At 59.8% G+C, this 24082-nt stretch carries 19 protein-coding genes and 1 tRNA gene; 13 read left to right on the plus strand and 7 right to left on the minus strand.

Features of this window, described 5'->3' with window-relative positions; genetic code table 11:
* Positions 1–326 precede the first annotated feature (326 nt).
* The 3 genes from ACA071_RS15360 (at position 327) to ACA071_RS15370 (ending at position 5347) form a co-directional block, all read left to right on the plus strand.
* Positions 327–1994: a VRR-NUC domain-containing protein gene (locus tag ACA071_RS15360; protein WP_497645135.1), complete on the plus strand. Its 1668-nt coding sequence runs from the start codon at positions 327–329 to the stop codon at positions 1992–1994.
* Positions 1991–4267 carry an ATP-dependent DNA helicase gene (locus ACA071_RS15365; RefSeq protein WP_497645136.1) on the plus strand — a complete coding sequence of 759 codons (2277 nt, stop codon included), beginning with the start codon at positions 1991–1993 and terminating at the stop codon, positions 4265–4267. The genes ACA071_RS15360 and ACA071_RS15365 overlap by 4 nt, the downstream gene beginning before the upstream one ends.
* 171 nt (positions 4268–4438) lie before the next feature.
* Positions 4439–5347, plus strand: coding sequence for a zeta toxin family protein (locus ACA071_RS15370; RefSeq protein WP_497645137.1), 909 nt, complete (start codon positions 4439–4441; stop codon positions 5345–5347).
* Here the strand turns inward: ACA071_RS15370 and ACA071_RS15375 are convergent.
* Positions 5328–6080 (minus strand): DJ-1/PfpI family protein, encoded by a 753-nt coding sequence (locus ACA071_RS15375; protein WP_497645312.1) that lies wholly within the window; start codon positions 6078–6080, stop codon positions 5328–5330. The two genes, ACA071_RS15370 and ACA071_RS15375, sit on opposite strands and share 20 nt — an antisense overlap.
* A gap of 157 nt (positions 6081–6237) precedes the next feature.
* Between ACA071_RS15375 and ACA071_RS15380 the strand changes: the two genes are divergently transcribed.
* From ACA071_RS15380 to ACA071_RS15390, 3 genes are read left to right on the plus strand one after another with little or no spacing between them, the layout of a single operon-like run.
* On the plus strand, positions 6238–8181 hold the full coding sequence (locus ACA071_RS15380) for a hybrid sensor histidine kinase/response regulator (protein WP_497645138.1): 1944 nt from the start codon (positions 6238–6240) through the stop codon (positions 8179–8181).
* Positions 8182–8234: 53 nt separating this feature from the next.
* Positions 8235–8696 carry a cupin domain-containing protein gene (locus ACA071_RS15385; protein ID WP_497645139.1) on the plus strand — a complete coding sequence of 154 codons (462 nt, stop codon included), beginning with the start codon at positions 8235–8237 and terminating at the stop codon, positions 8694–8696.
* 27 nt (positions 8697–8723) lie between these two features.
* Positions 8724–9260, plus strand: a complete 537-nt coding sequence (locus ACA071_RS15390) for a hypothetical protein (RefSeq protein WP_497645140.1) — start codon at positions 8724–8726, stop codon at positions 9258–9260.
* 77 nt (positions 9261–9337) lie between these two features.
* Here ACA071_RS15390 and ACA071_RS15395 read toward each other — a convergent pair whose 3' ends face one another.
* The 6 genes from ACA071_RS15395 to ACA071_RS15420 all read right to left on the minus strand — a co-directional run bounded on the left by ACA071_RS15395 (position 9338) and on the right by ACA071_RS15420 (position 14809).
* Positions 9338–9814, minus strand: a complete 477-nt coding sequence (locus ACA071_RS15395; protein ID WP_497645141.1) for a PA2171 family ribosome-binding persister protein — start codon at positions 9812–9814, stop codon at positions 9338–9340.
* Positions 9815–10108: 294 nt separating this feature from the next.
* Entirely contained in the window at positions 10109–10411 is a 303-nt protein-coding gene (locus tag ACA071_RS15400) for a hypothetical protein (RefSeq protein ID WP_497645142.1), read from the minus strand.
* A gap of 127 nt (positions 10412–10538) precedes the next feature.
* Positions 10539–11885, minus strand: coding sequence for a cation:proton antiporter (locus ACA071_RS15405; RefSeq protein WP_497645143.1), 1347 nt, complete (start codon positions 11883–11885; stop codon positions 10539–10541).
* A 34-nt stretch (positions 11886–11919) separates the two neighbouring features.
* A complete protein-coding gene (locus ACA071_RS15410; protein WP_497645144.1) occupies positions 11920–12531 on the minus strand; it encodes a Yip1 family protein in 612 nt (203 codons plus the stop codon).
* Between the two features lie 79 nt (positions 12532–12610).
* Complete coding sequence (locus ACA071_RS15415) at positions 12611–13468, minus strand: SDR family oxidoreductase (protein ID WP_497645145.1); 858 nt, start codon at positions 13466–13468, stop codon at positions 12611–12613.
* A 192-nt stretch (positions 13469–13660) separates the two neighbouring features.
* Positions 13661–14809 carry a MalY/PatB family protein gene (locus tag ACA071_RS15420; RefSeq protein ID WP_497645146.1) on the minus strand — a complete coding sequence of 383 codons (1149 nt, stop codon included), beginning with the start codon at positions 14807–14809 and terminating at the stop codon, positions 13661–13663.
* Positions 14810–15045: 236 nt separating this feature from the next.
* Between ACA071_RS15420 and fdnG the strand changes: the two genes are divergently transcribed.
* The 7 genes from fdnG (at position 15046) to ACA071_RS15455 (ending at position 24080) form a co-directional block, all read left to right on the plus strand.
* Positions 15046–18111 (plus strand): formate dehydrogenase-N subunit alpha, encoded by a 3066-nt coding sequence (gene fdnG, locus ACA071_RS15425; RefSeq protein WP_497645147.1) that lies wholly within the window; start codon positions 15046–15048, stop codon positions 18109–18111.
* On the plus strand, positions 18112–19047 hold the full coding sequence (gene fdxH, locus ACA071_RS15430; RefSeq protein WP_497645148.1) for a formate dehydrogenase subunit beta: 936 nt from the start codon (positions 18112–18114) through the stop codon (positions 19045–19047).
* Positions 19044–19694, plus strand: coding sequence for a formate dehydrogenase subunit gamma (locus tag ACA071_RS15435; protein ID WP_497645149.1), 651 nt, complete (start codon positions 19044–19046; stop codon positions 19692–19694). The genes fdxH and ACA071_RS15435 overlap by 4 nt, the downstream gene beginning before the upstream one ends.
* A 4-nt stretch (positions 19695–19698) precedes the next feature.
* On the plus strand, positions 19699–20625 hold the full coding sequence (fdhE, locus tag ACA071_RS15440; protein ID WP_497645150.1) for a formate dehydrogenase accessory protein FdhE: 927 nt from the start codon (positions 19699–19701) through the stop codon (positions 20623–20625).
* A gap of 51 nt (positions 20626–20676) precedes the next feature.
* A complete protein-coding gene (selA, locus tag ACA071_RS15445) occupies positions 20677–22083 on the plus strand; it encodes an L-seryl-tRNA(Sec) selenium transferase (protein ID WP_497645151.1) in 1407 nt (468 codons plus the stop codon).
* Entirely contained in the window at positions 22080–23984 is a 1905-nt protein-coding gene (gene selB / locus ACA071_RS15450; RefSeq protein WP_497645152.1) for a selenocysteine-specific translation elongation factor, read from the plus strand. The genes selA and selB overlap by 4 nt, the downstream gene beginning before the upstream one ends.
* Positions 23985–24080: transfer RNA gene (locus ACA071_RS15455), tRNA-Sec, on the plus strand.
* Positions 24081–24082: the final 2 nt, after the last annotated feature.

Here is a 24082-nt window from a genome sequence, read left to right on the forward strand (position 1 = left end):
GGCTTGTAGCAACTGCCGAGGCACGAGGCTGAGTTCGGCCTGTAGCAGCTGCCGAGGCACGAGGCTGAGTTCGGCTTGTAGCAGCTGCCGAGGTACGAGGCTGCGTTCGGCTGCGAAGCAGTCGTCAAACCTGAGCACACGGTCTTCCTGAAACACCGCGCCGCCTGATTTCACGACTGCTTCGCAGCCGAACGCAGCCTCGTGCCTCGGCAGCTGCTACAAGACAAACGCAGCGAGAACGTCTTTAGGCGCGCCGCCCATCCTTTTCCGTTTGCAACGGACAGGGCGTAGCTGGTATCTGTACGCATAACCAGTACTCGCTCGCCATGGCCCTTTTTCCTGTGACTGCAAACCCGCTCGACGATCCGTTCTATTACTTGAACAACTTCATGCAAGTGCTTGATTGGCTTGAGCATCGCTATGCCGATGTGTTGAGTGTAGAGGAGCAACGCTTCATTGCCGAATTCAATCGGCTGCCCCGTGAGTCCCGGGCGCTGCTGGTGCGGATGGTCATGCGCAAGGGCTTGCATTTCCGGGCTGGCAAGCTGCATTACGTCGAGATCGGTGATATCGCCATTGCGGCTGGCCCGTTGCTGGAATTGGGCTGGATCGATGAGCAGTCGCCGTTATTAATAGAAGAACTGTTCGACGTATTGCTCAAGGCCGAAATCCTGCAATGCCTGGGGCACGCCATCGACCAGCCCAAAGGCAAGAAGACCGATTGGTTGCCGCTGCTCAGTGAGCAGTTTCCCGAATCCCGCTGCTTCCGTGACTGGTGCCCGACCCTGGATGAGCGTTTGTTCAGCCTGACCATCATGGGCCTGTGTGACCGGTTGCGCCTGATGTTCTTCGGCAATCTTTACCAGGACTGGTCGGAGTTCGTGCTGGCGGATCTCGGCATTTTCACCTATGAAAAAGTCGAGTTCTGCGCCGAATCCCGTGGCCTGCGTTGCCGTGAAGACGTGGATGCCTGTGTGTTTCTGCACGAGTGTCAGCAACGCTTCGAGGCCGGCGAAGAAGTCGCGGTCATCGTCGAGCAGATTAACGCCTTGATACTGAGCAATCCCTGGCTGCAACGCCGTCGTGGCAAGCTGCTGTTCCAGATCGGCCAGCACTGCGAGCGCGTCGCAGATTTCTCCAATGCCCTGAGCATCTACCGTGAATGTGCCTATCCCGGCGCGCGCCTGCGGTTGATTCGGGTGCTGGAGCGTTGTGGTGAGTATTCGCTGGCAATGGATCTGGCAGCCTTCGCCGAGCAAGCGCCGCAAAGCGCTACCGAACAGCAGCAATTGCTCCGCGTGCTGCCAAGGTTGCGACGCAAACTGGGTGGGCCGCCGATAAAACGCGCAGGCCCTCGGGCCATGGAGCGCCTGGACCTGCAATTGCCCCGCACCGATCTGGCGTTGTCGGTGGAATATTACGTGCAGGCGCACCTGGCCGAAGCGTCGGCGCCGGTGCATTACGTCGAGAACAGCCTGATCAACTCGCTGTTCGGCTTGCTCTGCTGGCCGGCGATTTTCGCGCCGTTGCCGGGGGCGTTTTTCCACCCGTTCCAGCGCGGGCCGGTGGACCTGCTCAATGAAGACTTTCATCACCGCCGGGCCGAACTGTTCCAGACCTGCCTCGCGGAACTGGATGACGGGCGTTACCGCCAGACGATCCGCGAGCGTTACGTGACCAAGTGGGGCGTGCAGTCGCCGTTTGTGTTCTGGGGCGCGCTGACCGAGGACTTGCTCGATCAGGCGCTGGACTGCCTGCCGGCCGAGCACCTCAAGCACTGGTTCAATCGCCTGTTGCTGGACATCAAGGCCAATCGCGCCGGCATGCCGGACCTGATCCAGTTTTGGCCGCAGGACAAGACCTATCGCATGATCGAAGTCAAAGGCCCCGGCGATCGGCTGCAAGATAACCAGTTGCGCTGGCTGGAGTTTTGCCACGAACACCAGATGCCGATTGCCGTCTGTTACGTGCAATGGGCGGAGCAGAGCGCTTGAGCTACAGCATTGCGGTACGGGCGCTGTGTGAATTCACCGCCAAGGTCGGGGACCTCGACTTGCGCTTCACCCCATCACCGACTGCGCTGGAAGGCATCGTTGGCCATCGCACCGTCGCGTCACGCCGCAGCGACAGTTATCAAAGCGAAGTCGCGCTGGAAGGCCTGTACCAAACCTTGAGGGTAAAGGGCAGGGCGGACGGCTACGATCCGGGGCAAAACTGCCTGGAAGAAGTCAAAACCTATCGCGGCGACCTGAGCAAGCAACCGGCCAACCATCGTCAGTTGCACTGGGCCCAGGCGAAGATCTACGGCTGGCTGATGTGCCAGAAACTGGAACTGGCGCAGATCAACCTGGCGCTGGTGTACTTCGACATCGTCAGCGAAAAGGAAACCTGCCTGGTCGAAGGCTTCAGCGCCGCTGAGCTGGGGGCGTTCTTCGAGCAGCATTGCCGGTTGTTCCTGCATTGGGCCGAGCAGGAAATGACGCATCGCGAAGCGCGTAATCAGGCGGCTCTGGGGCTGGCGTTTCCCCATGCCGGGTTTCGTCCGGGGCAACGGCATCTGGCCGAGTCGGTGTTCAAAGCCGTCAGCACGGGCCGCTGCCTGATGGCGCAAGCGCCCACCGGGATCGGCAAGACCGTCGGCACGCTGTTCCCGATGCTCAAGGCCCTGGCGCCGCAGCAGTTGGACAAAGTGTTCTTTCTCACGGCGAAGACCCCGGGGCGAAAACTGGCGCTGGACGCGGCGCAGGTGATCCTCGATAGCGCCGATGCGCCACCGTTGCGTGTTTTGGAGATGATCGCCCGGGACAAGGCCTGCGAACACCCGGACAAGGCCTGCCACGGCGAATCCTGCCCGTTGGCCCAGGGTTTCTACGATCGCTTGCCTGCCGCGCGTCAGGCCGCCAGCCGGGTGAGCCTGTTGAACCAGAGCGCCTTGCGTGAAGTGGCGCTGGAACACAATGTGTGCCCGTATTACCTGAGCCAGGAGATGGCCCGTTGGGCGGACGTGGTGGTCGCCGACTACAACTATTACTTCGACTTCAGCGCCTTGTTGTTCGGCCTGGCCCAGGCCAACAACTGGCGGGTCGCGGTGCTGGTGGACGAGGCGCATAACCTGGTGGAGCGCGGCCGGCAGATGTACAGCGCCAGCCTTGATCAGGCGACCCTCAACGGCGTGCGCAAAACCGCGCCTGAACCGCTGAAGAAATCCCTGCAGCGGGTCAACCGCGAATGGAACGCCCTGCATGACCTGCAACTCAGTCCGTATCAGGCCTACGACAAGGCGCCGGAAAAACTCCTGCAAGCCTTGTCATCGTGCAGCGCGAGCATCGGCGATTACCTGAATGATCATCCCCAAGGCCTGGACAGCGCCTTGCAGAATTTCTACTTCGATATGTTGCAGTTCGGTCGAGTGGCAGAGCTGTTCGATGAGCAGTTCCTGTTCGACATCAGCAAGCGTGACCTCGAGCGCAAACGCAATCTGTCGCAGCTGTGCCTGCGCAACGTGGTGCCCGCCGGGTTCATTCGTCCGCGCCTGACCGCTGCGCGCAGCACCGTGCTGTTTTCCGCGACCCTGAGCCCACGGCATTACTACGCCGATCTGCTCGGGACACCGACGAATACCGTGTGCATCGACGTCGAGTCGCCGTTTCATGCTGATCAGTTGCAGGTCAGCATCGTCAGCCAGATTTCAACCCGTTTCGTCCACCGTCAGGCATCGCTTGAGCCGATTGTCGAACTGATCGCCCGGCAGTTCACCCTGCGGCCCGGCAACTACCTGGCGTTTTTCAGCAGCTTCGATTATTTACAACAAGTGGCACAGTTGCTGGCCGAACGGCATCCGCACATCACACTGTGGTCACAATCCCGAGGCATGGCCGAAGGTCAGCGCCAGGCGTTCCTCGACCAGTTCACCGCGCACAGCCAAGGCATCGGTTTCGCGGTGCTGGGCGGAGCATTCGGTGAGGGAATCGACCTGCCCGGCGCTCGTTTGATTGGCGCCTTCATTGCCACCCTGGGGCTGGCGCAATTGAATCCGGTCAACGAACAAATGAAACACCGAATGGCGGCGATTTTTGGCGCGGGCTACGACTACACCTACCTGTATCCCGGCGTGCAGAAAGTGGTGCAGGCCGCCGGGCGGGTGATCCGCACTCAGCAGGATCAGGGGGTGGTGATGCTGATCGATGACCGGTTTGGCGATAGCAAGGTCAAGCAGTTGTTGCCGCGCTGGTGGTCGGTTGGTGTAGGCCAAGGCATACCGGGGTAGGGGAATAAATATCGCCGGAGTGGCGGTTTTTCGGATTGTTGTGTAGGAATATTTCCTTTAAAAAACATCGACATATATTGATAAGAAGACCTTTTGAACAATCGGCAAACCCTGCTTTATTGAAGGTGCGGCAATCACTTTCAAGCGATTCTTTGATAAGGAAATCAAGGTATGTCAGAAACACTGAACTACACCTACACCGACGAGCAAGTCACCGCGGCATTCACCGAAATCGAGGCCACGTTATTCAAAGGCATCACCGCCGAGACCGTTCCCAAGATGTTGGTCGTCGCTGGGCTGCAAGGCTCGGGTAAAACCTGGCTGCTAGAGAAAAAGCTGCTGCCCTCCAACAACTACACCAACTATGTGCGCCTATACCTGCCCGACTACCGGAAAAAACACCCGCAATACGCGGACATGATCAGACTTGGCGTCCTGCATGCCTATGAGCACACGGAAAAGTTCGTCCGGGAGCTTTGCACCAAGATCTACACAGAGGCATTTACAAAGAAATACAACATCATCATGGAATGCGCATTCGACAGTATCGACTTCGCCAGCGCCCCTCCATTGGCAACAGCGGCTGGCTATCAGTTCGAAACCCACATCGTCGGCTGCAATCAAGAGTTCGCGCATCTGTCGAGTATCAAAAGGGCGCTCAGCAGCCTGGAAAAACAGGAGATGGAGCGATTCGTCGACCTCGAAGCATTACAAACCAGCATGAGCAACGCCCAGGCGATCATCCTTGCCTTCGAAGCGGCTTCGAAAGTGGTCAGCGGAGCACAAATCTATTTGTATGAGCGTGGGTTTGGCGCATTGAAGGAGCGGACCTTACGGTCCCATAGCACCTACACCAAAGGCGTCGACGGCTTAGTGACTGTCGCGGCAGTGATTGAACCTTATGCCTACAGTGGCTACAGCAAGATAATCAATGACCATGTTTTTTCGATGAGTAATCGCGACGAGATGGTCAAGGAGTGCCACCAAGCGCTGCTCAAGACCGGGACTTATGCTGAGCGCGTCCCTGATTTCGTCTACAACGATCTGTATGCGTACATCGTCAAGTACGTGTACCGATAATCTGCAGCCATTCGGCGGAGAAGCGATGACAGTCGCCGGGCCAGCGAGCCGTGAGCAATTGGCCGTCGCGGACCACAAATCCGCGTTCCGGCTTGTCCGCCGAATCACGCTTGGACAACCACGGGCCGCGCTGGAAATCCGCCGGTTGGCGAAGGGCGGCGCGCACTTCGGCTTCGACGGTCTGCCGATAGGTCCGGTAGTAGCGCCCCAGCCATAGTCCAGTGAGGAACCAGGCCGGCAGTTCCATGGTGCCGGCCACCAGCGCCGTGACCTTGTACCCATCGATCACCGGGCGCCCGGTGTCAGGGTCAAGGGTGCGGGCCAGCAACAACACACCATGACAAATCGCGGCCACCGGTTTGTCGGTGTGGAAAAAGTGCCGGGCGATACGCCGGGCCTGTCCGGACTCCAGCAGACTGCGCATGCCTTTGGCATGGCCGCCAGGAATCAGTAGACCGGCAAATAGCGCCGGGTCGACATCGGCGTAGGCCATTGGCTGAAGAAACGCGTCGTCCTCGATCATTCGGGCGTAGCTGGCAAGGTCGGCTTTACGCGTCATTAGCGCCGGGTTCAACAGGCCGAAACCTGTGTCTACCAAGCGTGCGTCGGCGTAGGCGGGCAACCCTTCGGGCGTTGCGAAACGCACCTCAATCCCGGCCTGGCGCATGGCTTGCCAGGGCACACTGCTTTCAGTCGGATCGTAATCATGAGTCGGCAACAGAATCAAAATCATCAAGGGTAGCTTCCTTGGCCAGCAGTGGCAGGTGGCATCGAGAATAGGTGTTCTGTAACCGTCGCTCCACTACAACATTCCACGGCTTGGTTATTGCGGCTGTCCTAACCTGTGGTTTGTCGCATACTCCACAAAACAATATGCCGGGGAGGGATCAATGAGCGTCGATCGGACCAAAACCAAAGCTATCGAGGACAGCCGTTTTCGGCAGTTGATCGATGCTGTGGTGGATTATGCGATCTACATGATTGACCCCGATGGCATCATTATTAGTTGGAATGCCGGTGCCAGGCGTTTCAAGGGCTATGAGGAAGCGGAGATTCTCGGCCAGCATTTTTCGCGCTTTTATACCGAAGCGGATCGTCTGGCCGGGTTGCCACAGCGGGCGCTGGATACAGCAAGAACGGAAGGTCGCTTCGAGGGCGAAGGCTGGCGGGTGCGCAAGGACGGTACGCTTTTTTGGTCCCATGTGGTCATCGACCCGATTATCGACCCGTCGGGCACGTTACTGGGTTTTGCCAAGATCACCCGGGACCTGACCGACCGCAAAATGGCCGAAGAAACCCTCAAGCAAAGCGAGCAGCAGTTTCGCCTGCTGGTTCAGAGTGTCACGGACTATGCCATCTACATGCTCGCCCCGGACGGCCACCTGACTAACTGGAACCTCGGCGCCCAGCGCATCAAGGGTTACCGGCCTGAAGAAGTCATCGGTCAGCATTTTTCGATGTTCTACACCCCCGAAGACCGTGAGGCCGGCGAACCGCAACGGGCGCTGGAGACAGCGACGCGGGAAGGTCGATTCGAAAACAAGGCCTGGCGCCTGCGCAAGGACGGTACGCGGTTCTTCGCTCATGTGGTGGTGGACCCCATCTGGGGCGAGACGGGGACGCTACTCGGTTTCGCCAAGATCACCCGTGACATTACCGAGGTGACGCAAGCCCAGCAGGCCCTTGAGCAAACCCGTGAAGCACTGTTCCAGGCGCAGAAGATGCAGGCCATCGGCCAACTCAGCGGCGGGATTGCCCACGACTTCAACAACCTGTTGACGGTGATCCTCGGCAATCTGGAAATCGTCCGCAAGCGGATGACGGATGATCCGAAGATCGTCCGTTTGCTGGACAACGCCACCCAGGGAGCGCTGCGGGGTGTCTCCCTGACCCAGCGCATGCTGGCATTCGCCAGGCGTCAGGAACTCAAGACCGTGTCTGTCGAGATCCCGGCACTGATTCAAGGGATTACCGGCCTGTTGCGCAGCTCCCTGGGGCCTTCAGTTAATCTCGAAACCCGCTTCGCGCCCGACCTTGAGCCTGCAGCGGCTGACATTAATCAGCTGGAACTGGCGGTGCTGAATCTGGCGACCAACGCTCGTGATGCGATGCCCAACGGCGGCAAGATTGTCATCAGCGCCAGGAATGAGGAGATCAGCGATCCCGCCAAGTCATCCTTACCGGCAGGCCGGTATGTTTCCCTCAGTGTCACTGATACCGGGGAAGGCATGGACCAGGCCACGCTGGCGTCGGCGATGGATCCATTTTTCACCACCAAAGGCGTCGGCAAAGGCACAGGCCTGGGGTTGTCGATGGTGCATGGTTTTATCGAACAGCTCGGTGGGCGGTTCACGCTAAAGAGCCTGAAGGACATCGGCACGACGGCCGAACTCTGGTTGCCCGTCGCCACTCCCGGTTCGCTGGCCAAACCGACGATCGAGATGCCGGCCATGTCACCGGTACCGGGTCTGTGCGTGCTGGTGGTGGATGACGACAGCCTGGTGCTGACCAGTACCAGCCTGCTGCTTGAGGACCTTGGCCATCGGGTAATCAGTGCGGCGTCCGGTGCGCAGGCGCTGGGTGCATTCTCTAGCGGTCAGGCCATTGATCTGGTCATCACCGACATGGCCATGCCGCAAATGAATGGCGCGCAACTGGCGCACGCGATCAGGACTTTGAAGCCAGACCTGCCGATCATCCTGGCCACCGGTTATGCCGAGCGCCTGGAAGGCTTCGTGACCGAGCTTCCGCGCTTGTCGAAACCGTTTACCCAACTCAATCTGGTGGAGATCATTTCCCAGGCGATGAAATTACCGCTACCGCGTTCACTGTGAATTTTTCCTCCGCGAGCCAGCTCAGAGTTTTAAAGGCCCTGGAGAATCCGGACATGAGCGCGTGCGCTGAAAACACTGCGCAGCAATTGTTTTTCAACGACGACGGGCAAACGCCCAACAGCCCGTTGGCAGTATTGCTTTATCGCCACGTGCCATTGCACCGCACTGACAAAGCGGCGGCGTTCGAGGCTCTTTTCAGCGGCAATCAGTGGCCGGCCCAATGGCGCGCACAGGTGTTCGATTACCACCATTACCATTCGACTGCCCATGAAGTTCTGGGTGTTGTCAGCGGTAGTGCGCGCCTGATGCTGGGCGGTCCTTCGGGGGCGGAACTGGAAGTCGAGGAGGGCGACGTGTTGATTCTGCCTGCGGGCACGGGGCATTGCAGCCTGGCACAGAGTGCGGACTTCCTGGTGGTCGGTGCCGCCCCTGGCGGATCCGGTACACGGTCAGCACGGTCCGTTGGTGAGCCTCTGGCAATCCAGATGAACTTTGCCCGCGCAGTCTTCTTCTAAACGCTTTCCACCCTGTGTGTGAGCGCCGTGCAAAGAATATTGACTGAACCACAGACCGAAGAAGCCCTGACCGAATACAACGCCAAGATGTTCGGTTCGCCCAAGGAACGCCTGGACTTCTATCGCCGGGAAATCCAGTACGAAACCAGCATTTTGGCCAACCGCACCGACGCCTACCTGGCGGCGCAATCGTTTCTGGTGATTGCCTTCGCGTCCTGCATGTCCAACCTCAACCCGGAATGGGGAAAGCTGTTCACGTTGGTGGTGCCAGCCTTTCTCGCGCTGTTGGGGATGCTCAGTTCGTTGAACGCTTGGCCGGGTATCCGCGCGGCCTACGACATCATCGATCACTGGCACTTCAAACAAAGCCAGTTGTTGAGCAGCGAACCGCTGATGGGGCTGGCTTACGATGATTCGCCGCTGTTCTGTGAAACGGAGTCGAGTCACAAGGGTTATCGCAAGTCGCTGTTGTTCTCGGTGCGCACACCGTGGATTTTTGCGACGTTCTGGATGCTGTTGGGGAGTTATGCGTTTTACATCCAGGTGACGAATCCTGGGGCTTAAGATGAAAGAGCTGTTGTGGCGAGGGAGCAAGCTCCCTCGCCACAGGTTCAATGTGAAGCTTGCATCACACTGCCCCTTCAAGCCGCCAAATTGGCCGCCGTCATTTCCTTTTTGTATTGAACCTTGAGCGCTTCCATCTGCTGCCCCAACTCTTCAAGCGTGGCTTTACCCAGCAGCTTTTTGGCCTGCGGGAACATCTCGGTTTCTTCTTCCTCGATGTGGTGTTCCAGCAACTCCTTGACCACCTTCACCCGGCCGGCGAACTCAGGCGTCGAAGGGTCGGTAACCTTCAAGTCCGGCAGCACCAGGGAGTCCACGGTCCGGTGTTCTTCCTTGGCTTCGTAGTACATGACTTCCTGTTCCTTGCCTCCGGCCTTTTTATAAGCGGGGTACAGCACTTCCTCTTCAAGACGCGTATGGATCGCGATCTCCATTTCCAGTTTGCCAATCAACTCCACGCGTTTTTTCAGCGCGCGCTCGGTGGACTCGCTCAACTGGCTCAGGATGCCTTTTACGCGTTCGTGGTCGGCTTTCAACAGGTCAATGGCGTTCATGGTCAAACCTCTTGTTTTAGTCACAGGACAGCGCAGACGATCGCGTTGCCGTCAGTCGCTTACTGTGCAAGAGCATTTCTTGTGCCTGATTTCGGTTGCGGTGAAAACATCTATAAAACAATACGTTGGCGCGGCTAATAGCCATTTGCACCGTGCAAGGTGCATGAATTGACGACCGTATTCAGTGCAGATCGCGGCATCGGATTGGGGAACAAGAAACGAAAAGATCGCAGCCTTCGGCATCACCCTGCAGGAGCTGCCGAAGGCTGCGATCTTTTGATCTTTTAATACAACTCAAACCCGCGAATCGAAGGTCCCACCCGCCGATTTCGAGTGCAGTAACGCCAACCTCTCCGCCGACGGAAATTCCTCTTCAATCAACCGCAGATGATCAATCGCTTCCTGGAATTTCAAATCAACCTTGTGGCGCAGTGCCTGGTAATGGGTGAATAACTCGGCGTCCAACTCGGCTTTTTCCAGCAATTCAAAAGCCTCTTGGCTCAACTGATGCGCGTCTTCGAACAATTGACGATTACATTCGAGTGCGAAGTCGCGGCAAGCCTGAGGGTGTATCGGGGGGGCCGAGTAGTACTTCATTGCGTTCACCTTTTCTGGGGGGAGCCATACAGGCTGGATAAGGTTGTGACTGACTGCCCCTATAGGAATTTCATTATTTTCACGCGAGAAAATGGATAGATATATAGGTGGCTATCGTAAAAATAAATCAGGAATCCTGATGATTGCGCCGTTCATACCGCGCCAGCATCGGCTGGGTGCTGATGCCATGAATCAAGATACTCAGCGCCACGATCGACAGTGTCAGGTCGGTGCACAGGGTCGCCATCGTCGGGGAGAGGTCATGGTTCAAGGCATAGAACAAATAGTAGAAACTGCCGATGCCGCGAATCCCGAACCAGCCGATCAATGAGCGTTGGCGCCCATCGAGCAGTTTCCCCCAAGGGATGAGCCAAACGCTCAAGGGGCGAATCACGCAGAACAGCACCGCCGCAATCACCAGTGCGCGCCAGTCCCAATGCGCCACCAGCACCACCCCGAGCAAGGTCACCAGGAACACTTCCATCGCGCGCTCCACCAGACTGCCGAAGGCCAGCATGTCGCCCATCATGATGCCGGCCGCGACCTGGGTGTCTTCCAGGTTGTCCATGTCGCCGTGAACCGCCGCCTCGGGCTCGACGTTCTGATGATTGACCACCGGCTGCACCAGATGCTCGGCCGGGGTCTGGGTGTCGCCGGTGGATTTGACCTCGGCCTGGCGCAAGCCCAGCCCCGCGGCGAATACCGACAGGAAGCCATAGCCGTGAATCGACTCGGCCGCCACATAGGCCAGTGCGATCAGCGCCAGGGTCAGGTAATCATTGGGGGAAAAGGTGCTGTCGGCATTACGGATGCGCATCGACAAGGTCACCCGACCAATGCCGTGGCCCATCCAGTAACCGGTCAGCAAACCGGCGGGCACCGCCCACAACAGACTTTTCAAGGCCCAGTCATTAAGCCAGGCGCTAGAACCGTCGCTCTGTTGCAGAAACAGCAAACCGAGAATCACAAAAGGAAACGCGACCCCATCGTTCAGGCCTGCCTCGCCCGAGAGTCCGAAACGCACCGAGTCGTAATCCTTGGCATCGTTGACCTGCACCAGCGACGCCAATACCGGGTCAGTCGGCGCCAGGATCGCGCCGATCAGCATCGACGGCCCCCATGCCAGGTCAAAGCCATAATGCAGCAATAGGCATACGCCGGTGATCGTCAGGACCATCACCGGTCCCGCCAGCCCAAACGCAACTCGCCACTTGCGATCCCTGAGCGGCAGGCGCAATTTCAACCCGCAGACAAACAGCGAAAAGAGCACCGCGACTTCCGTCAGGTGCTCCATCCAGTTCGCCGCGTCCTTGATGTCCAGCTTGAGCAAACCCATGCCCGCCGGGCCAATGGCCACCCCCAGCGCCAGGCACACCGCCGACGTGGTCACCGGCATCCAGCGCAGAAACGACGAGGTCAGCGCCAGCGTCAGCAGCACCGCACCCAACACCGCCACCCATATAATGAAGCTCATATCGGATGCTCACTGGGTGGGTGCACTCGCAGGCTCAACCGACGGTCGCGCGCAGGTACTCAGGGGCCAGCACGTTGGTCCACAGCACTATCATCTCGACCAGAATCGTCACCAGGACCAACAGGCCGACACCCCAGACGCTGGCGGCGTACAACAACCCCTGTTCCTTGCGCTCGTGCATGAAGGTCGGCAGGCCGACGAACAACAGGAATGTCGCATAGGCGCAAGCGGCCGCCAGCACGATGACCGCCAACCAAAGGTTCGGATACAGCCCGGCGAAACCGGCGATAAAAAACGGCGTCGCGGTGTAGGCGATAAAACCGATGCATTGATTGACCGTCGGCCGGGCGTCGAAGGTGCGCGACATCCAGCGGATAAACAGCCCCATCAGGGTGATACCGGCCAGGATGGTCAGGTACAACAAGCCACAGAGTTGCAGCGCACTAGTGGGACTGAGCTTAACCACCTCGTTTTCGGCCAGGCTCCAGCCGACATAGGTGGTCCCGATAAACAGGCACACCGCCGGAATCAGCGCGAGCAGCACCAGATGCGCAAGGTAATGACGTGGATGCTCTTCCTCCTCGTGACGAATATCCGTCCAGGCGAAGTTGGGTTGGGTGAACAGTTTGATAATAGGTGCGGACATGACGACCTCCAGATATCAAAGGCCCGCCATGGGCAGGCCTATGAAGTGTTGAGTTCTGGAATGGATGGCAGGTTCAATTTTAAAGAATCGGTTTACCGCCCGTGACCCCGTAGCGCTGGCCGGTGATGTAACTGGCTTCATCCGAGGCCAGCAGCACATAGATCGGCGCCACTTCCACCGGTTGGCCCGGCCGGCCAAGCGGCGTCTCGCCACCGAAGTTCTGCACCTCTTCATCGGTCATGGTCGATACGATCAGCGGCGTCCAGATCGGCCCGGGAGCGACGCTGTTCACCCGAATGTTCTTCGGCCCGAGCATCTGCGCCAGACCGCCGGTGAAATTGGCAATCGCGCCTTTGGTTGTGGCGTACGGGAGGAGGGTTGGTTTGGGCATGTCGGAGTTGACGGAGCTGGTGTTGATGATCGAGCTGCCAGGCTTCATGTGTTTCAGCGCGGCCTGGCAGATCCTGAAGATCGCGGTGATGTTGACGTCGAAGGTCATCACCCATTCGTCGTCCGGGATGTCTTCGAAGTTTTGGTGGGTCATCTGGAACGCGGCATTATTGACCAGCACGTCGATGTGGCCGAAGCGCTCGACGGTCTGGCTGACGATGGCCTGGCACTGCGCTTTCTGCGCCAGATCCCCCGGCAACAGCAGGCACTGACGCCCGGCCTGTTCAACCCAGCGCGCGGTTTCCTCGGCGTCTTCGTGTTCATTCAAATACGAGATGGCCACGTCGGCGCCTTCCCGGGCGAAGGCAATGGCCACGGCGCGCCCGATACCGCTGTCGCCGCCGGTGATCAGGGCAATCTTGCCTTCCAGCCGGCCGGAGCCTTTGTAACTCTGCTCGCCACAGTCGGGGTACGGGTCCATTTTCTTTTGCGAGCCGGGTACGGGCTGGGGCTGTTTCGGGAAGGGAGGTTTGGGATAGTCAGTCATCATCGATCTCCAGTCTCAAGGCAGGAAAAGGCGAGGGCGGATGCCGCTCATGGAGGATTGACCCCGGCCTTTTGCGATGAGTTCGGTTGGATTCAGATGATGCAAGATCAAAAGATCGCAGCCTCCGGCAGCTCCTACAGTTGGACTGCATTCCCTTGTAGGAGCTGCCGAAGGCTGCGATCTTTTGCTTTTTTAGCGATTGAGCAAACTACGCTCCATCCGCGCAATCCCTTCTTCCAGCAACGCCCGCGGGCAGCCGAAGTTCAAACGCACAAACTGTTTGCTGTGATCACCAAAATCCAGACCGGCGCTCAAGCCGACCTTGGCCTGTTCGAGGAAGAATTGCTGCGGATCTTCCAGCCCCAGCGCCGAGCAATCGAGCCACGCCAGGTAAGTGCCTTGGGGCACGTTGATGGTCACGCCCGGCAGCCGCGTGCGCACCGCGTCCACCAGATAGTCACGGTTGTCGTGCAGGTACGTCATCAGCTCGGCCAGCCACGGCCCGCCTTCGGAGTAGGCCACGCGGGTGGCTTCCAGGCCCAGTGGGTTGACGCTGTCGACCAGGCCGCAACGGGCGTGATTGACCCGCGACAGCAGCGCGGGATCCTGGATGATCATGAACGACGTCTTCAAACCGGCGATGTTGTAGGCCTTGCTCGCCGACATCAGGGTGATGGTGCGTTTGGCGATCGCCGGGCTCAACGAAGCGGTGGGAATGTGCACGCGCCCGTCGTAACACAACTCGGCGTGGATCTCGTCGGAGATGATCCAGGCGTGCTGTTCCAGGCAGATATCGGCCACGGCTTGCAGCTCTTCTCGCGGGAACACCTTGCCCAGCGGGTTGTGCGGGTTGCTCAGCAGCAGCGCGCCGCCACCGTTCAGGGATTGGCGCAAGGCGTCGAGCGGTGTGGCGTAGGAACCGTCGGCCTGGGCTACAAACTCCAGCTCAACCTTGTTCAGGCCCCAGTGACCCGGCGCATGGCGCAGCGGCGGGTAGTTGGGGGTTTGCACCACGACGTTCTGCTGCGGCTCGACCAGCGCATTGAGCGCCATGTTGAAACCCGACTCTACCCCCGGCAAAAACACCAGTTCCGAAGGGTGTACCCGCCAGGCGTATTTGTTCCAGAGGTCGGCGACGATGGCGTCACGCAGATCGTCCGGGGCCACGCTGTAGCCGAGCAACGGGTGTTCCAGGCGTTTTTGCAGGGCCTGGATAATCACCGGCGGCGCGGCGAAATCCATGTCTGCGACCCACATCGGCAACACGTCAGCCGGGTAACGGCTCCATTTGGTACTGCCGGTAGCGTGGCGGTCGAACACCTGATCGAAATCGAAGGTCATGCTCAGTCTCATAAAGGGCAGGGGATAATCACGGCGGCCATGATAAGCCCCCGACCCTTGTGGGAGCGAGCGTGCTCGCTACCACAGGGATCCGCATTGTGCCGATGGTCGGTTTTCATATTTGAACTCATCACCTTGGCCTAGAGTTTGAAGTACCGGCAGCCAAGCCGCCGCGACCGTGTCTGTCCAGAAAAACCCGGCAATGCACCGGGTCTTCACCTGATCAGGAGTGCACGATGGACCTCAACCGTCGTCAGTTCTTCAAGGTCGCCGGTATCGGCCTTGCGGGCTCGAGCCTCGGCGCGCTGGGCATGCTCCCGGCGCCAGCCTTTGCCGAGCAAGTGCGTCATTTCAAACTCGCCCACACCCATGAAACCCGCAACACCTGCCCGTACTGCTCGGTCGGCTGCGGCGTGATCATGTACAGCCAGGGCGACCAGGCCAAGAACGTCGCCCAAAGCATCATCCACATCGAAGGCGACGCCGACCACCCGGTCAACCGCGGCACCCTGTGCCCCAAAGGCGCGGGCCTGCTGGACTTCATTCACAGCCCCAGCCGCTTGCAGTACCCGCAGGTACGCAAGCCTGGCAGCACCGAATGGACGCGCATTTCCTGGGATGAAGCGCTGGACCGCGTGGTCGACCTGATGAAAACCGACCGCGACGCCAATTTCATCGAGAAGAATGCCCAGGGCCAAACGGTAAACCGCTGGCTGACCACCGGGTTCCTCGCGGCCTCGGCGGCGTCCAACGAAGCGGGCTACATCACCCATAAGGTGATTCGCAGCCTCGGCATGCTGGGGTTCGATAACCAGGCGCGTGTCTGACACGGTCCGACGGTGGCAAGTCTTGCCCCGACGTACGGCCGTGGTGCCATGACCAATACCTGGACCGATATCGCCAACGCGAACCTGATCCTGGTGATGGGCGGCAACGCAGCAGAAGCGCACCCTTGCGGCTTTAAATGGGTGACCGAAGCCAAGGCGCACAACAAGGCGCGACTGATCGTGGTCGATCCGCGATTCACCCGCACCGCGTCCGTGGCCGACTATTACGCGCCAATCCGCACCGGTACCGACATCGCCTTTATGGGCGGGCTGATCAATTACCTGCTGACCGAGGACAAGATCCAGCACGAATACGTGCGCAACTACACCGACGTCTCGTTCATCGTCAAAGCCGGGTTCGGCTTCGAGGACGGGATTTTCAGCGGCTATGACGCGGAAAAACGCCTGTACACCGACAAGTCCGGCTGGGGCTATGAACTCGGTGAGGACGGTTTTGCCAAGGTCGACCCGACCCTGCAAGACCCGCGCTGCGTCTATCAACTGATGAAAACCCACTACAGTCGCTACAACATCGACCTGGCCAGCCAGATCTGCGGCATGCCGGTGGACTCGATCAAGAAGATCTGGGAAGAAATCGCCACCTGCTCGACACCGGGCAAGACCATGACGATTCTCTACGCCCTCGGTTGGACCCAGCATTCCATCGGCTCGCAAATCATCCGCAGCGCGGCGATGGTGCAACTGCTGCTGGGCAACGTCGGCATGCCGGGCGGCGGGGTCAATGCCTTGCGCGGCCACTCCAACATCCAGGGCCTGACCGACCTCGGCTTGCTCTCCAATGCGCTGCCCGGTTACCTGACCTTGGGCGTGGACGCCGAGCAGGACTACGACGCCTACATCACCAAACGCACGCAAAAACCGTTGCGGCCGGGGCAACTGTCGTATTGGCAGAACTACAGCAAGTTCCACGTCAGCCTGATGAAGTCCTGGTACGGCAACAACGCCACCGCCGAGAACCACTGGGCCTACGACTATCTGCCGAAACTCGACATCCCCAACTACGACATCCTGAAAATGTTCGACCTGATGGGGCAGGGCAAGGTCAACGGCTACATGTGCCAGGGCTTCAACCCGATTGCCGCATTGCCGGACAAAAACCGGGTGATGGCGGCACTGGCCAAGCTCAAATGGCTGGTGGTGATGGATCCGCTGTCCACCGAAACCTCGGAGTTCTGGAAAAATGTCGGGCCGTACAACGACGTGACCAGCGCCGACATCCACACCGAAGTGATTCGCCTGCCGACCACCTGCTTTGCCGAAGAAGACGGCTCGTTGGTCAACAGCAGCCGCTGGCTGCAATGGCACTGGAAAGGCGCCGACGGCCCGGGCGAAGCGCTGACCGACATCAAGATCATGGGCGAATTGTTCCTGCGCCTGCGCAAGCGTTACCAGGCTGAGGGCGGGGCTTTTCCCGATCCGCTGCTGAAATTGTCGTGGCCGTACAAAATCCCCGACGAACCGTCGCCGGAAGAACTGGCCAAGGAAATCAACGGCAACGCCACCGTCGATTTCACCGATGCCACCGGCGCGGCGATCAAGGGCAACTCGCAACTGGCCGGTTTCGCTCAGCTCAAGGATGACGGCAGCACTGCGTCCGGCTGCTGGATTTTCTGCGGCAGCTGGACCGAAACCGGTAACCAGATGGCCCGCCGCGATAACAGCGACCCCTACGGAATGAAGCAACATTTGGGCTGGGCCTGGGCTTGGCCGGCCAACCGGCGGATTCTCTACAACCGCGCTTCGGCGGACGTACAAGGCAAGCCGTGGGACGAGAAAAAACGCCTGGTGTGGTGGAACGGCAAGGCCTGGGGTGGCACCGATGTGCCGGACTTCAAGGTCGACTCGGCACCGGAGGCCGGGATGAACCCGTTCATCATGAACCCCGAAGGCGTGGCGCGGTTTTTCGCCGTGGACAAGATGAACGAAGGGCCATTCCCCGAGCACTACGAACCGTTCGAAACCCCGATCGGCATCAACCCGCTGCACCCGAACAACAAGAAAGCCACCAGCAACCCGGCGGCGCGGATCTTCGATTCAGTCTGGGAGACTCTTGGCGTGGCCAAGGATTACCCGTACGCCGCCACCAGCTATCGGCTGACCGAGCATTTCCACTTCTGGAGCAAGCACTGCAAGCTCAATGCGATTGCCCAACCGGAGCAGTTCGTCGAGATCGGTGAAGTGCTGGCGAAAGAGAAGGGCATCGTTGCCGGCGACAAAGTCCGGGTCAGCAGTAAGCGCGGCTTTATCGAAGCGGTGGCGGTGGTGACCAAGCGCATTCGGCCATTGCAGGTCAACGGCCAAGTGGTGCACCACATCGGTATCCCGTTGCACTGGGGTTTTACCGGGCTGACGCGTCACGGCTATCTGACCAACACCCTGGTGCCGTTCCTCGGCGATGGCAATTCCCAAACCCCGGAATCCAAGTCATTCCTGGTCAACGTGGAGAAAGTCTAAATGGCCAGCCAAGACATCATTGCTCGCTCGGCCACCACGACGGTGCCGCCCTCGGTGCGCAATCAGGAGGAAGTGGCGAAGCTGATCGACACCACCAAGTGCATCGGCTGCAAGGCGTGCCAAGTAGCGTGTTCGGAATGGAACGAGTTGCGCGACGACGTCGGCCACAACCTCGGCACCTACGACAATCCGCAAGACTTGACCTCGGAAACCTGGACGCTGATGCGCTTCACCGAGCACGAAACCGATGCCGGCAACCTCGAATGGCTGATCCGCAAGGACGGCTGCATGCACTGCGCCGAGCCCGGTTGCCTGGCGGCGTGCCCCAGCCCTGGGGCGATCATCAAACACGCCAATGGCATCGTCGATTTCGACCAAGACCATTGCATCGGCTGCGGCTATTGCATCACCGGGTGCCCGTTCAACATCCCGCGCATCTCGCAAAAGGATCACAAGGCCTACAAGTGCACGTTGTGTTCGGACCGGGTGGCGGTAGGGCTGGAACCGGCCTGCGTGAAAACCTGCCCGACCGGGGCGATTGTCTTCGGCACCAAGGAAGACATGAAGGAACACGCTGCTGAACGCATCGTCGATCTCAAGAGTCGTGGCTTCGAAAATGCTGGTTTGTATGACCCGGCCGGTGTCGGTGGCACCCACGTGATGTATGTGCTGCACCATGCCGATACGCCGCAGATTTACGCCGGGCTGGCGAAGGACCCGACGATCAGCCCGTTGGTGGGATTGTGGAAAGGCGTGAGCAAACCCTTGGGCCTATTGGCCATGGGCCTGGCGGTGCTGGTCGGGTTCTTCCATTACGTGCGCATCGGGCCGCAGATTGTCGAAGAGGATGAGCTGCCACCGCTTAAAGACCCGGCGGTGCACGAAGTCGATCCGTCGGTGCACACCTTTGATCCGCGCGGGGAGAACAGACCATGATCCGCAAGCAGATCCTGCGCTACACCTCAAACCAGCGCACCAATCACTGGCTGGTGGCGATCCTGTTTTTCATGGCCGCGCTGTCCGGGCTGGCGCTGTTTCACCCGGCGCTGTTCTGGTTGAGCAACCTGTTTGGTGGCGGGCCGTGGACGCGGGTTTTGCATCCGTTCATGGGCGTGTTGATGTTTGTGCTGTTCCTCGGGCTGGTGATCCGTTTCTGGAGTGCCAACTTCTTTATTCGCAACGATGGGCTGTGGCTTAAGCGGATCGGGCGGGTAATCCAAAACGAGGAAGAGGGCGTGCCGCCGATTGGCAAGTACAACCCGGGGCAGAAACTGCTGTTCTGGACGTTGCTGTTGTGCATGTTAGGGTTGTTGTTCACGGGGTTGGTGATCTGGCGCGCGTATTTCAGCGAGTACTTTGGCATCACCACCATTCGCTGGGCGATGCTGCTGCATGCGCTGGCGGGGTTTGTGCTGGTGTTGAGCATCATCGTGCACATCTACGCCGGGATCTGGATCAAGGGCTCGATCAGCGCCATGGTCCACGGTTGGGTCAGCCGCGCGTGGGCGAAGAAGCACCATGAACTCTGGTACCGGGAAGTGACCCGCGACGAAGACCCCGACCCACCGATCAGAAAAGGATAAGCACTTGGCGACGATTCTTGAGCCTGGCGAAATCGAAGCGGCGGCCAGTTCTCCCCCGTTTCTGCACTTGCCACCGCGTAACCTGTTCACCCTGCGCGCGCTGGGGCTGGAGCGTCTGGCCGAGGGGCATCCGCTGGCCGATTACCTGCGGCTGGTGGCCAGTTTGTGTCATCTCCAACAGGACTTGATGGATGATCTGCCGGTTGATGAGATGCCGGACGCTGAACGGCTGAAGGTCTGCCAGCAGCACGGTTTGCCGCCGTTTGCCGCCGACAGTCTGGTGCGCGAGGGTGAATGGCTGCCGTTTCTGTACGCCGTGTTGCTGCGCTACAAACCACCGCCACACACAGCGGTCAAAAGCGCGATCAACACGCTGCTAGCGGCCAACCCCGGACAGCTCAAGGCCTGGGGCGTTGCTTTGGTCAGCGGTCAATACGCGTTGTTGCCCGCCGAAGTGGTGCCGTTTCTCGGCGCGGCGCTGCAAGTGACCTGGAGCCACTGGTTGCTCGACACACCAAACCTGGAGCTCAAACCTGGCGACAGCCTCAGCCAATGCCCGGCCTGTGGTTCGCCGGCCATGGCCGGGGTCATCCGTCATCGCGGAAAATTTAACGGTTTGCGCTATCTGGTGTGTTCGCTGTGTGCCTGTGAGTGGCACGTGGTGCGGGTCAAATGCGTGTATTGCGAGCAGAGCAAAGGCCTGGAATACGTCAGCCTCGATGATGATCGGCATGCGGCGAATCAGGCGCCGTTGCGGGCGGAAGTCTGTCCGGGTTGCAACAGCTACCTGAAATTGCTCTATCTGGAAAACGATGCCGAAGCGGAAGCGCTGTCGACCGACCTGACCAGTTTGCTGCTGGACATGCGCCTGGAGCAGGAAGGTTATCAGCGCCTGGCACCGAATCTGCTATTGGCCCCCGGAAGCGATTAAGCCCAGCGTCTACACTCAGGCGCGACGGTCCATTGCTTTCGGGTGCTGCTGATGACCAACCTGCGTCTCCCTTCCATCGACAGTTTATTGCGCCATCCGGCGTGTCAGCCGTTGGCCGAGCGTTACGGGCGTGACGCGCTGCTCGCCAGTCTGCGGCAGTTGCTGGATGACCTGCGCGAGCCGGTATTGTCTGGGCAATTGGAGGCGTTTGAGATCGCGCCTGAAGTGCTGGCGGGCAGAGCGGGTGAACGCCTGATTGCTCAGCATCGCAGCCATGTGCGCCGGGTGTTCAACCTCACCGGGACCGTGCTCCACACCAATCTCGGCCGGGCGCTATTACCTGAGGAAGCCATCGAAGCGGTGCAGATGGCGGCACGCTATCCGATCAATCTTGAATTCGATTTGCACAGCGGCAAGCGCGGTGACCGTGATGACCTGATCGAAGGCCTGATCCGCGAGTTGACCGGCGCCGAAGCAGTCACGGTAGTCAATAACAATGCCGCAGCCGTGCTGCTGACCCTCAACAGCCTGGGCGCGCGCAAGGAAGGCATCATTTCCCGGGGTGAATTGATCGAGATCGGTGGCGCTTTCCGCATCCCCGACATCATGGCCCGCGCCGGGGTGAAACTGGTTGAAGTCGGCACCACCAATCGCACCCACGCCAAGGATTATGACGCCGCGATTGGCCTGCGCAGTGGTTTGATCATGCGCGTACATGCGAGCAACTACGCCATCTCGGGTTTCACCACGAGCGTGCCGACGGCGGAATTGGCCGAGTTGGCGCACAAGCATGCCTTACCGTTATTGGAAGACCTGGGCAGCGGCAGCCTGCTGGATCTGACGCGCTGGGGCTTGCCCGCCGAGCCGACGGTGCGTCAGGCACTGCTCGATGGCGCGGACATCGTCACGTTCAGTGGTGACAAGTTGCTCGGTGGTCCGCAGGCCGGGTTGATAGTCGGGCGCAAGGAGCTGATCGCGAAGATCAAGAAGAACCCGCTGAAACGGGCGTTGCGGGTCGACAAACTGACGTTGGCGGCGCTTGAAGCGGTGTTGGGTTTGTACCGCGATCCTGATCGGCTGGCTGAACGTTTGCCGAGTTTGCGCCTGCTGACTCGGACTCAGGCTGACATCCTCGCGCAGGCTGAACGTTTACAACCCCCATTGGCGCAGGTGTTAGGGGAGGACTGGAATGTCAGCGCTGTACAAGCGCTGGGCATGATCGGCAGCGGCAGCCAACCGGTGGCGCGCTTGCCGAGTGCAGCGTTGTGCCTGCGGCCGGTAGTGTCCAAGCGTCTGCGTGGCCGGTTTTTGCATGGCTTGGAAGCCGCGTTTCGGGCGTTGCCGATTCCGGTGCTCGGGCGCATTGACGACGACGCGTTATGGCTGGATTTGCGGCAACTGGACGACGAAGCCGCATGGCTGGCGCAACTTGATCAGTTGGTCGGAGGGCAGGGGTGATCGTCGGCACCGCTGGGCATATCGACCACGGCAAGACGTTGTTGCTTGAGGCGCTGACGGGTCAGCAAGGGGATCGTCGCCGCGAAGAACGAGAGCGGGGCATGACCATCGACCTCGGTTATCTGTACGCGGCGCTGGAACCGGGCGCGGCGCTCACAGGGTTTATCGATGTGCCCGGTCATGAGCGCTTCACCCACAACATGCTCGCCGGCGCCCAAGGTATCGACCTGGTGCTGCTGGTGGTGGCGGCGGATGACGGCGTGATGCCCCAGACCCGCGAGCATCTGGCGATTGTCGAGTTGCTGGGGATTCCTCGGGCGTTGGTGGCGATTACCAAGTGTGATCGGGTTGAGCCTGCCAGAGTCGATGCAGTTCGGGCGCAGGTTGCAGCATTGCTCGCACCCGGGCCTTATGCCGATGTGCCGTTGATTGCGTTGTCGAGTGTGACGGGCGAGGGTGTTGATACCTTGCGTGAAGCCTTGCTCGAAGTGCAGAAAGACGTTCTTCAACGCAATACCAGCGGCGGCTTTCGCCTGGCGATTGATCGTGCTTTCAGCGTTGCTGGTGCGGGCATCGTGGTGACAGGCACGGCGTTGTCCGGTCGGGTCGCCGTGGGTGACACGTTGCTGCTTGGCTCCCAGGGCAAACCGGTGCGAGTGCGTGGTTTGCATGCGCAGAATCAGGCAGCCGACAACGCTTTCGCCGGACAACGGGTGGCGCTGAACCTGAGCGCTGAACGCCTGAATCTGGAACAGATTCACCGTGGCCAATGGTTGCTGGCCGAGTGGCTGCATGCGCCGACCCAGCGACTGGACATTGAGATGCGGCTGTTACCCAGCGAAGCCTCCGCATTCCCCCATTTCCATCCAGTGCACGTTCACCTCGGCACCCAGGACGTGACCGGGCGTTTGGCGTTGCTCGAAGGCTCGAGTCTGGCACCCGGCGAGCGGATGTTCGCGCAACTACTGTTGAATGCACCGGTACACGCGGTGAAGGGCGATCCATTGATCCTGCGTGACCAGAGCGCCCAACGCACCCTCGGCGGCGGCCGCGTGCTCGACCCGTTTGCACCCAGCCGCCATCGCCGCAGTCCAGAGCGACTGGCGCAGCTAAAGGCGCTCGCCAACAGCAACAGCCTCGAAGCCGTCATGCCCGCGCTGCTGGCCCACAGCGACACCGGCCTCGATCCGCAACGCCTGGAACGCCAGTTCAATCGTCCTCGCGATAGCTGGGTCTTACCCGACGACGTGCGCCTGATCAACACCCGCCAAGGCCCACTGTTATTTAGCGCCGAGCGCTGGGAATCCCTCAAATCGCCGTTACTGGAGCACCTCGCCCGTTTCCATGGACTGGAACCGGACCAAATGGGCCCGGACCGCGATCGCCTGCGTCGATTCACCGGCACCGCGCTGGATCGCCCGACCTTCATCAGCCTGCTCGACGAATTGCTCGTCAGCGGAGCGATCGTCAGCAGCGGACCGTGGCTGCATCTGCCCGATCATCAAGTACGCCTGAGCCCTGACGATGAGGCCTTGTGGCAACAATTGCAGCCAACCTTCGAACAGGCCGGTTTCAACCCACCGTGGGTGCGCGATCTCGGCCATGACGAAGCAGCGGTGCGCTCACTGCTGCGCAAAATGGCCCGGCTGGGGTTGCTGCATCAAGTGGTGCGCGACCTGTTCTATACCGACGCGGTGCTGCGGCGATTGGCGGCTATGCTGATGCAACTGGCGGGTGAAAACCCGGCGATCGAAGTCGCGGCGTTCCGTGATGCCGTGGGCCTGGGGCGCAAGCGCAGCGTGCAGATTCTTGAGTATTTCGACCGAATCGGCATGACCCGACGTATCGGTGATCGGCGCCAGATCCGCCTCGACAGTGCCCTGGCACAGGCCAACGAATAAGGAAGGCAATCGCGCCCGGTGGCGCGGCCGGGCTTCAAACCCGGTTGGGGACGGCATCCGTTCCCGGGCAGGTTCGACTCCGGCTGCCTTCCGCCAAT

It is taken from the genome of Pseudomonas sp. LBUM1646, from assembly GCF_059716165.1.